Genomic DNA, 7,098 nt, shown 5'->3' on the forward strand with positions numbered 1-7,098 from the left:
CAAATCAGATCGACGAACCATCGGAGACACGGCGGCTGACGGTGAACGCCCGCTCAAGCTCCGGGTTGAGTTCCATCCCAAGCCCTGCGCCCGGCGGCACGGTGATCATCCCGTTGCGGACTTCGGGAAGGGCGGTGACAAGGTCGCGATACCAGGTGTTGTAGAAGGCGCGCACGCTTTCCTGAACCAGGGCATTCGGCGCGTTGAGGGAAAGATGGGTAGAGGCACAAAGCACGACTGGCCCGGTGCAATCATGCGGCGCGACGGGAAGATGCCAGGCCTCCGCCATGGCAGCGATCTTGCGCGCTTCCGATAGACCGCCGCACCAGCTGATGTCGAGCATCACAACGCCGGCCGCACCCGTTTCGAGATAGTCGCGGAAGGCCCAGCGCGATCCGAGCGTTTCGGACGCGGAAATCGGCGCCGGCGAGACCTCCGCGTAACGCTTGAGGCTGGCGAGGCTATCCATCTTGATCGGGTCTTCATGCCAGAACGTGTTGTAGGGGGCGAGCGCCTTGGCGATCTGCATGGCCGGCAGCAGCTGCCACATCGAATGGAACTCGACCATGATATCCATCCGGTCCCCGACGGCGGAACGGATTTTCTCGAAGGGTTCGAGCGCCTGTTTCAGGTCCGGCATGGAAATGTAGGTTCCACGCGATTTTTCGGCAGCTCCGTCGAACGGCCAGATCTTCATCGCCGTGATGCCCTCTTCGAGCAGCGAGTGGGCGAGTTCATCGGCGCGGTGCAGGAACCCGTTCAGGTCGTCATAGCCTTTCCCATCGGACAGGCCGTAATTGGCGGTCGTCTGCCCGGTCGCCTTCTTGATGTATTCCGTGCCGGCGCAGGTATTGTAGGTGCGGATTTCCTTGCGGGTGAAGCCGCCGAGCAACTGCGCGATCGGCAGCCCGGTCGCTTTGCCGAAAAGGTCCCAAAGCGCAATATCGAAGGCGGAATTGCCACGCACCTCGGCGCCGGATGAACGAAAGCCGAGATAGCCAACGAGGTCAGCGGCAAGCCTGTCGATCTCAAGAGGATCGCGGCCGATCACGCGTGGAGCAATATACTCGTGTACATAAGCCTCAACCGCTTCAGCGCCGAAGAACGTTTCCCCAAGTCCCGTAAAACCCTCATCAGTATGTACGAGCACCCAGAGGAGGTTGGCACGTTCTGCAACGCGAACGGTTTCCAGGCTTGTAATCTTCATCATTCCCTCCGCCGAGTATCTAATCCGTAACAAGCATCACTGTTTTTTCATCCAACCTTATTGTCATGTTGTCGGACGACTTAGAAGCGACAATCGAGGGTTCTCAGCACGAATCCGCGGGTTTGTGAAATTCTTCCCATTCAGCCAGCGCTTAAGTGGAGACGGTTGCGTTCGGTAGCTGGGATTATTCGTGTTGCAGGACAGTCGTGGAGCACTAGGTGGGGCGGGTAAATACCGATCCCCTTACCCTATCACGATTATGCCTGTTGAATCTCCGCCGCACTGCGCGCCACGCCAGCAATACCCCGATCATAGCGATGTAAGCCCATGGTCCCGGCCCCACGACCTTGACAGACATGGCGATGTAGCGCGCCTGCCATCGCGATCAAATAAATGAGGCGGTGGAGCTTTATCCAACGCGGGCCGAGCTTGCGGGTCGACCAGGTGTTGGAAGTTAGCGCAAGCGGAACGAGCATTGCGAAGGCAGCCACCCGATGGTTATACTGACAGCGGCGCCCTGTCCTATGACGAGGATGGGGGCGGAAGCGTAGCAGCGATCCAGTTTGCCCAGCTCGGAAAGAACCTGCAGCTCTCTGCGTCGGACTTCATCATCATATAATGAACAGGACTGGGACGCTTTCGGGCACCCCAGTCCTTAACTGTCGGGGGAGCGCTGATCGGTCATGGAGGATGAAATGACACGCGAGACCAACCGCCGGACAGTCCTCATGGCTGCGGGAGCTGTCGCCGTCGCTGCGGTCGCCGGACCAGCTGCCGCGCAATCCGCCGAGATTCACGGGACGATTACATTCGAAGGCGGCTCCACCATCCCCGAAGGTCAGCTCGAAATCTATCTCGAAGACCTCGCCGTCAAGAACAAGAGGCGCGCCGCCCAGACACGTGTCGACAGCAATGGCGGCTCGAAGACGATCGCATTCTCCCTGGCCTCGTCAGAACCCTCGGTTCCCTCGGCGCCTCTTCGGATCGTTGTGCGTCTGGAGCGCAAGGATGGTTGGCTGTTGGCGCGGGGCAGCGCCCGATATCAGTCGGGCTCGCCGGTCAAGGTCGCGCTCAGGACCGTCATGTACTGACTTTATTCATCTTCGCGTGAAGACGGTCGCGCAGGGCGTCGATCGTACCGAGAAGGCTATCGAGCGTTTCCGTGTCCAGCGCGGCCGCTTCGCCGATACATTGCATGACATCGCCGGCCTGTCCCTCAATGGCGCGGCCTTTCTCCGTCAGATGCAGGAGCACCTCGCGTTCGTCTTCGGGGTTGCGCGTTCTAGTGATCAGCCCGGCAGCGCTCAGCCGCTTGAGCAAGGGCGTCAGCGTACTGGAGTCCAGGAAGAGTGTATTGCCCAACTCCTTGACGTTCTGGCCGTCACGGTTCCAGAGCGACACCATGACCAGATATTGCGGATAGGTGAGGCCAAGCTTGTCCAGTAGGGGCCGGTAAAGCTGCGTGAACGCATGGCTTGCGGAATAGAGGGTAAAGCAGAGCATTCCGGTAACCCCGGAATCGTCGTCTGGATTCTTCATGGCGATCTCCTTTCCGGTCAAAATAATTTGTGCACGATCTATTTGCAAGCGGTTGACAGGATGACTTCAGGCGAATATGTATTGTGCACAAACTAATCGCCAGCAAACAATAATCCGCTCTTACCCAATCACGAAAAGGAATTGTCATGTTCAAGTTCGCCGCCACCGTCGCTTTTGTAGCCGCTCTGCTGTCCGGCACTGCGATCGCTCAACCCGCAAAGCCCACCGTTGTTCTCGTTCACGGCGCCTTTGCCGACTCCTCCAGCTGGAATGGCGTCACGAAAATCCTGCAGAAGGACGGTTATACGGTCGTCTCCGCCGCCAACCCCTTGCGCAGTGTTTCCGGTGATGCAGCCTATGTCTCCGACATCGTCTCAAGCATCAAGGGATCGGTCGTCCTCGTGGGCCATTCCTATGGTGGCCAAGTGATTTCGACCGCAGCCAATGGCAATGAAAACGTCAAGTCGCTGGTCTACGTTGCAGCCTTTGCCCCGGAAGCTGGGGAAGCGGCCGCGGATCTCGCTGGTAAATTTCCTGGCGGCACGCTCGGCCAGGCGCTGGCTGCTCCGGTGAAGCTGACCAAGGGTGGTATCGATCTTTCCATCGACCAGGCAAAATTCCACGATCAATTCGCCCACGACGTTTCGGTGGAGGACGCAGCCTTGATGGCCGCCGGTCAACGCCCAATCACGGAAGCCGCACTGACGGAGAAGTCCGGTGCTCCTTCCTGGAAGAACCTGCCTTCCTACTTCATCTACGGCGATGGCGACAAGAACATCCCTGCACAGGCCCTTGGCTTCATGGCTGAGCGAGCCGGCTCCAAGCGCACGATCGTGGTCAAGGGGGCATCCCATGTCGTCATGGTCTCCCAACCTCAGGCTGTCGCTGACCTGATTGAAGAGGCTGCGCAGTAATCACAACATCTGGCTCATGCCTTGAAAGGCCACCATCCAAAAGGGTGGTGGCTTTTCCATATCGGGTTAGGCAGCGCTCAGGGTCGAGGAATTTCTGAAAGTCCGAATACCTCACGGTAAAACGGAAGAGATTTTTGCAGATCAGCGGTTATGATCGACACATGGTGCAGGGAAAGCGATGGCATTTCTGTCCCGCCAAAAAACGTCCACTCAATCCTAAAATAGCGAATCTACGACTAAATACCATCAAGGGTTTTCATCTCTCTTGTAGGGCAAACCCACTTGAGCGGTTACGGTATGCGGTCACGGTGTGACCTTTACCCAACTTACCGTCCAGTCGAATCTTTCTTCGAGATCAGCGTGTCGAAAACTGCCTCTATCCGGCACAATCACGTCGGAGTCGGCCGTGATCTCAAGAGGCGAGGGTGCCCTTGGCAGGTCCAGCGCGTCCAGCGTCTGATGCAGTTCGTCGATCTCTGAAACGCGCTCGATCGGCTCACGGCCTGGTACTCGGATCGTCCAAGCGTAGAGGCCCATGGTCAGCGCTCCAGCTTGGCGGCGCGATGCGATCCTCGGTCTTTTGGTTGGCAATATGCGCGAGCATTCGATTGTCGGCAACCTCGACCAGCGCAGCAGTCGCTTCCTGTTCGGTCCAGCCGGCTCGAACGGCCGCCGCCAACATGTCGCGGGCTGCCACATCGATTTGCTCCTGGCAACTCAGGAACCGGTCGGGATGATCGAAGGTGATGCGCGGTGCTTTAATTCGGGCCATACTAATATGGCAGGACGGAGTACGATTATCCGCTAGAACCGCAAGAGAGTCCGAATGTTCCGCCGGCACGGGAGCGCCTTATGAATACTGCGGCCTGAGCTGCCTGACACGATTGCTACGAGACCTTCAACATCCAGGTCCAGGGCCTGATGAAGCGGCTGAAGAGCGCCGGCATCAAGCGGCTGTGCATCGGAGTGTCGGGCGGTCTGGACTCCACCCACGCTCTTCTTGTTGCGGCGCGGGCGTTTGACCGGCTGGGTTGGCCACGCTCTGACATTCTTGGCTTCACCATCACTGGTTTTGCGACCGGCGATGCGACGAAGTCCGACGCATGGGCACTGATGCGCAGCCTGGGAATCATTGCGGAAGAGATCGACATCAAACCGCTCGCCACGCAATTGCTAAGGGATCTCAAGCATCCCTATGCCGAGGGCGAACCGGTCTATGACGTCACCTTCGAGAACGTCCAGGCAGGGCTTCGTACCGACTTTCTGTTCCGGGCCGCCAACCAACGCGGGGCCTTCGTACTTGGAACCGGTGATCTATCCGAGATCGCGCTAGGCTGGTCGACTTACGGCGTCGGCGATCAGATGAACCATTATAACGTCAACGCTTCCGTCCCGAAAACGTAGATTCAGCATCTGGTGGGTTGGGTCATCAAGTCGCAACTCTTCGATCAGGAGACAGGCAAGACGCTTGGCAGCATCCTCGATACTGTGATCTCCCCGGAACTTGTCCCTGCCGATGAGCAGGGCCTGATCCAAAGCACGGAGGACAAGATCGGCCCTTACGATCTGCATGTTTTCTTTCTCTATTACATCACCCGTTTTGGCCTGAAACCGTCCAAGGTCGCATATCTCGCATACAATTCCTGGCATGCCAGCGAGCTTGGTGCATGGCCGGCACATTTTCCCGAACGCAAGAATCGCGTCTTATTTTTGTCGACGATCAAGACGTGGCTGGAGGTTTTCCTGTTTCGCTTCTTCACGATCAGCCAGTTCAAGCGTTCCGCTTCTGGATCCCAGGCGGTTCACGATCCGCATCGTGCCCGACCTGTTGAAGAAGAGCACCGCGTGGCAGGATTACTGTGATGGCCAGCGGTCGCTGGAACAGGCGATCAAGCGGCTGGCGAAATCCCGCAAGGCGGCGGCGTGAGGCCAATTGGCCCGGCAATAGAGCGATGGAAAGAAACGACCAGCGGTATCGAAGCTGATACACCCGGCTTCTCGAACAGATCGGCTTTCACAGGCTGCTCCGGTCCGCCTTCCCCGATCGTATGGTGTAATGAAGCGGGGAGCGCTGGAAACGCTCCCCGCCTCTGATCATGTTCTGGCAGCCAGCGACGGCTGCGACTGCAAACGCTCGAAAGCTCGTGCGATTAGGCTGAAGTGTTTACTGTTTGATTTCAGGCCACGGCGCTTCCTGATTTCCACCACGAAGTTCTTCGCTAAACGCTTCTTCATTGCAGATGCCTTAGGCGACCTGACGTTCGGCTTCGATCGGCAGCGGGGCTGACTCGCCGCCACCCGTACCAATCGCGATCTTGCGCGGCTTCATGGCTTCCGGGATCTCGCGTTTCAATACAATGCGCAGGAGACCGTTGACCAGGCCGGCTCCTTCGACCTTCACATGGTCCGCCAGTTCGAAGCGGCGCTCGAACGACCGTCCGGCAATGCCGCGATGGAGATATTCGCCATCCTTCGCTTCGGTCTTCTGGCCTTTGATAACCAGCACGTTGCGTTCCTGGACGATGTCGAGATCGGAATCACCGAACCCTGCGACCGCCATTTCGATACGGTAGTCGTTGTCGCTGGTCTTGACGATGTCATAGGGTGGCCAGGTGTCGATTGTCTGCAGGCGCTGCGCGTTGTTCAGGAGATTGAACACGCGGTCGAAGCCGACGCTGGAGCGATAGAGCGGTGCAAAATCAAGATCGTTTCTCATAACCAAATCCTCCGTAAAGCGAGATGGAATGGAGACGCGGAAACTCGCATCCCCGGTTCTGCCAGCCCCTGTCGGCGGCTGACGAAAATGATCTAATCTCGACGAAAAACGGTTTCAAGATTTCCGCCAATTTTTTTCTTTTTCAGTCTCGGCATGGCAGCGATGAACCGAAGCTGTCACCGTCTGATGATTTGTTCAAGGACAGCGGCCTCGGCCACCGTCACGGTGTCTCGAGCGTTAAGATTTCGAAGGAGCAATTCAATCATCACGATGTCCATGGTCACCTAAAACAAAGTCAGCCGGGCGAAGAACAAAGTAGCTTTCAGACGCTTCCGCCGCAAATGGAGTTGCGAAATGACAAGATACTTCTTCGATCTCGAAAATGACGACGGATTTCTCAAAGACCAAGAAGGTCGGGATTTGGCAGATGGAGCCGCGACGCGGCAGGAGGTCGCCTTCATACTGCAGGATGTCGTACATGACGAATTGGATGGGAATGCGCCGTTCACGGCCCTCGTAATAGTGCGAAATGATCGAAGTGAAGTTGTGACATCAGCCAAGCTGTCCTTCCAAATTCACTGATCGACTTACGAATGGGGCTTGCGCGTGGCGCTTCGGATGTCCTTCATGATCTTCTCGGCCGCCGATGTCTGCGGCCAGGTTTTCCGTCTCATGGACGGTGATCCGGACAGTTCCATTGAACTGAGGCTTTTCAATCTGAC

Annotated in this window: 9 protein-coding genes and 3 pseudogenes; 5 read left to right on the top strand and 7 right to left on the bottom strand. The window is 57.3% G+C overall.

The window, feature by feature from the left end; all coding sequences use genetic code 11:
- Positions 1-4: 4 nt before the first annotated feature.
- Positions 5-1,207, bottom strand: a complete 1,203-nt coding sequence (locus tag ACSQ3J_RS26820) for a mandelate racemase/muconate lactonizing enzyme family protein (RefSeq protein ID WP_060504422.1) — start codon at positions 1,205-1,207, stop codon at positions 5-7.
- 214 nt (positions 1,208-1,421) lie between these two features.
- Positions 1,422-1,698 (bottom strand): annotated as a pseudogene (locus ACSQ3J_RS26825) (protein-methionine-sulfoxide reductase heme-binding subunit MsrQ); the annotation flags it as partial.
- 204 nt (positions 1,699-1,902) lie between these two features.
- Between ACSQ3J_RS26825 and ACSQ3J_RS26830 the strand changes: the two are divergent.
- Positions 1,903-2,298 (top strand): hypothetical protein, encoded by a 396-nt coding sequence (locus ACSQ3J_RS26830; protein WP_060504423.1) that lies wholly within the window; start codon positions 1,903-1,905, stop codon positions 2,296-2,298.
- Here ACSQ3J_RS26830 and ACSQ3J_RS26835 read toward each other — a convergent pair.
- The gene (locus ACSQ3J_RS26835; RefSeq protein WP_060504424.1) at positions 2,288-2,746 is read right to left on the bottom strand and encodes a MarR family winged helix-turn-helix transcriptional regulator; all 459 of its coding nucleotides are present in this window, start codon (positions 2,744-2,746) and stop codon (positions 2,288-2,290) included. The two genes, ACSQ3J_RS26830 and ACSQ3J_RS26835, sit on opposite strands and share 11 nt — an antisense overlap.
- A gap of 146 nt (positions 2,747-2,892) precedes the next feature.
- On the opposite strand from ACSQ3J_RS26835, the gene ACSQ3J_RS26840 reads away from it, so the two are divergent.
- Positions 2,893-3,660, top strand: coding sequence for an alpha/beta fold hydrolase (locus ACSQ3J_RS26840; RefSeq protein WP_060504425.1), 768 nt, complete (start codon positions 2,893-2,895; stop codon positions 3,658-3,660).
- A 77-nt stretch (positions 3,661-3,737) separates the two neighbouring features.
- Here the strand turns inward: ACSQ3J_RS26840 and ACSQ3J_RS26845 are convergent, their stop codons facing one another.
- Both ACSQ3J_RS26845 and ACSQ3J_RS26850 read right to left on the bottom strand, forming a co-directional pair.
- Positions 3,738-3,845: a VOC family protein gene (locus ACSQ3J_RS26845; protein WP_244482130.1), complete on the bottom strand. Its 108-nt coding sequence runs from the start codon at positions 3,843-3,845 to the stop codon at positions 3,738-3,740.
- Positions 3,846-4,156: 311 nt separating this feature from the next.
- The gene (locus ACSQ3J_RS26850) at positions 4,157-4,432 is read right to left on the bottom strand and encodes a hypothetical protein (RefSeq protein WP_156397615.1); all 276 of its coding nucleotides are present in this window, start codon (positions 4,430-4,432) and stop codon (positions 4,157-4,159) included.
- Positions 4,433-4,542: 110 nt separating this feature from the next.
- On the opposite strand from ACSQ3J_RS26850, the pseudogene ACSQ3J_RS26855 reads away from it, so the two are divergent.
- Positions 4,543-5,448, top strand: a pseudogene (locus ACSQ3J_RS26855) (NAD(+) synthase); the annotation flags it as partial.
- Positions 5,447-5,587, top strand: a pseudogene (locus ACSQ3J_RS26860) (ATP-dependent DNA ligase); the annotation flags it as partial. The pseudogenes ACSQ3J_RS26855 and ACSQ3J_RS26860, both read left to right, overlap by 2 nt.
- Before the next feature lie 318 nt (positions 5,588-5,905).
- Here ACSQ3J_RS26860 and ACSQ3J_RS26865 read toward each other — a convergent pair.
- Both ACSQ3J_RS26865 and ACSQ3J_RS26870 read right to left on the bottom strand, forming a co-directional pair.
- Positions 5,906-6,376 carry an Hsp20 family protein gene (locus ACSQ3J_RS26865; RefSeq protein ID WP_060504428.1) on the bottom strand — a complete coding sequence of 157 codons (471 nt, stop codon included), beginning with the start codon at positions 6,374-6,376 and terminating at the stop codon, positions 5,906-5,908.
- A gap of 258 nt (positions 6,377-6,634) precedes the next feature.
- The gene (locus ACSQ3J_RS26870) at positions 6,635-6,856 is read right to left on the bottom strand and encodes a hypothetical protein (RefSeq protein WP_156397616.1); all 222 of its coding nucleotides are present in this window, start codon (positions 6,854-6,856) and stop codon (positions 6,635-6,637) included.
- On the opposite strand from ACSQ3J_RS26870, the gene ACSQ3J_RS26875 reads away from it, so the two are divergent.
- The gene (locus ACSQ3J_RS26875) at positions 6,797-6,958 is read left to right on the top strand and encodes a hypothetical protein (protein ID WP_436040704.1); all 162 of its coding nucleotides are present in this window, start codon (positions 6,797-6,799) and stop codon (positions 6,956-6,958) included. The two genes, ACSQ3J_RS26870 and ACSQ3J_RS26875, sit on opposite strands and share 60 nt — an antisense overlap.
- Positions 6,959-7,098 lie beyond the last annotated feature (140 nt).

Source organism: Rhizobium sp. LjRoot98, assembly GCF_964252935.1.
Lineage (GTDB): Bacteria > Pseudomonadota > Alphaproteobacteria > Rhizobiales > Rhizobiaceae > Pararhizobium.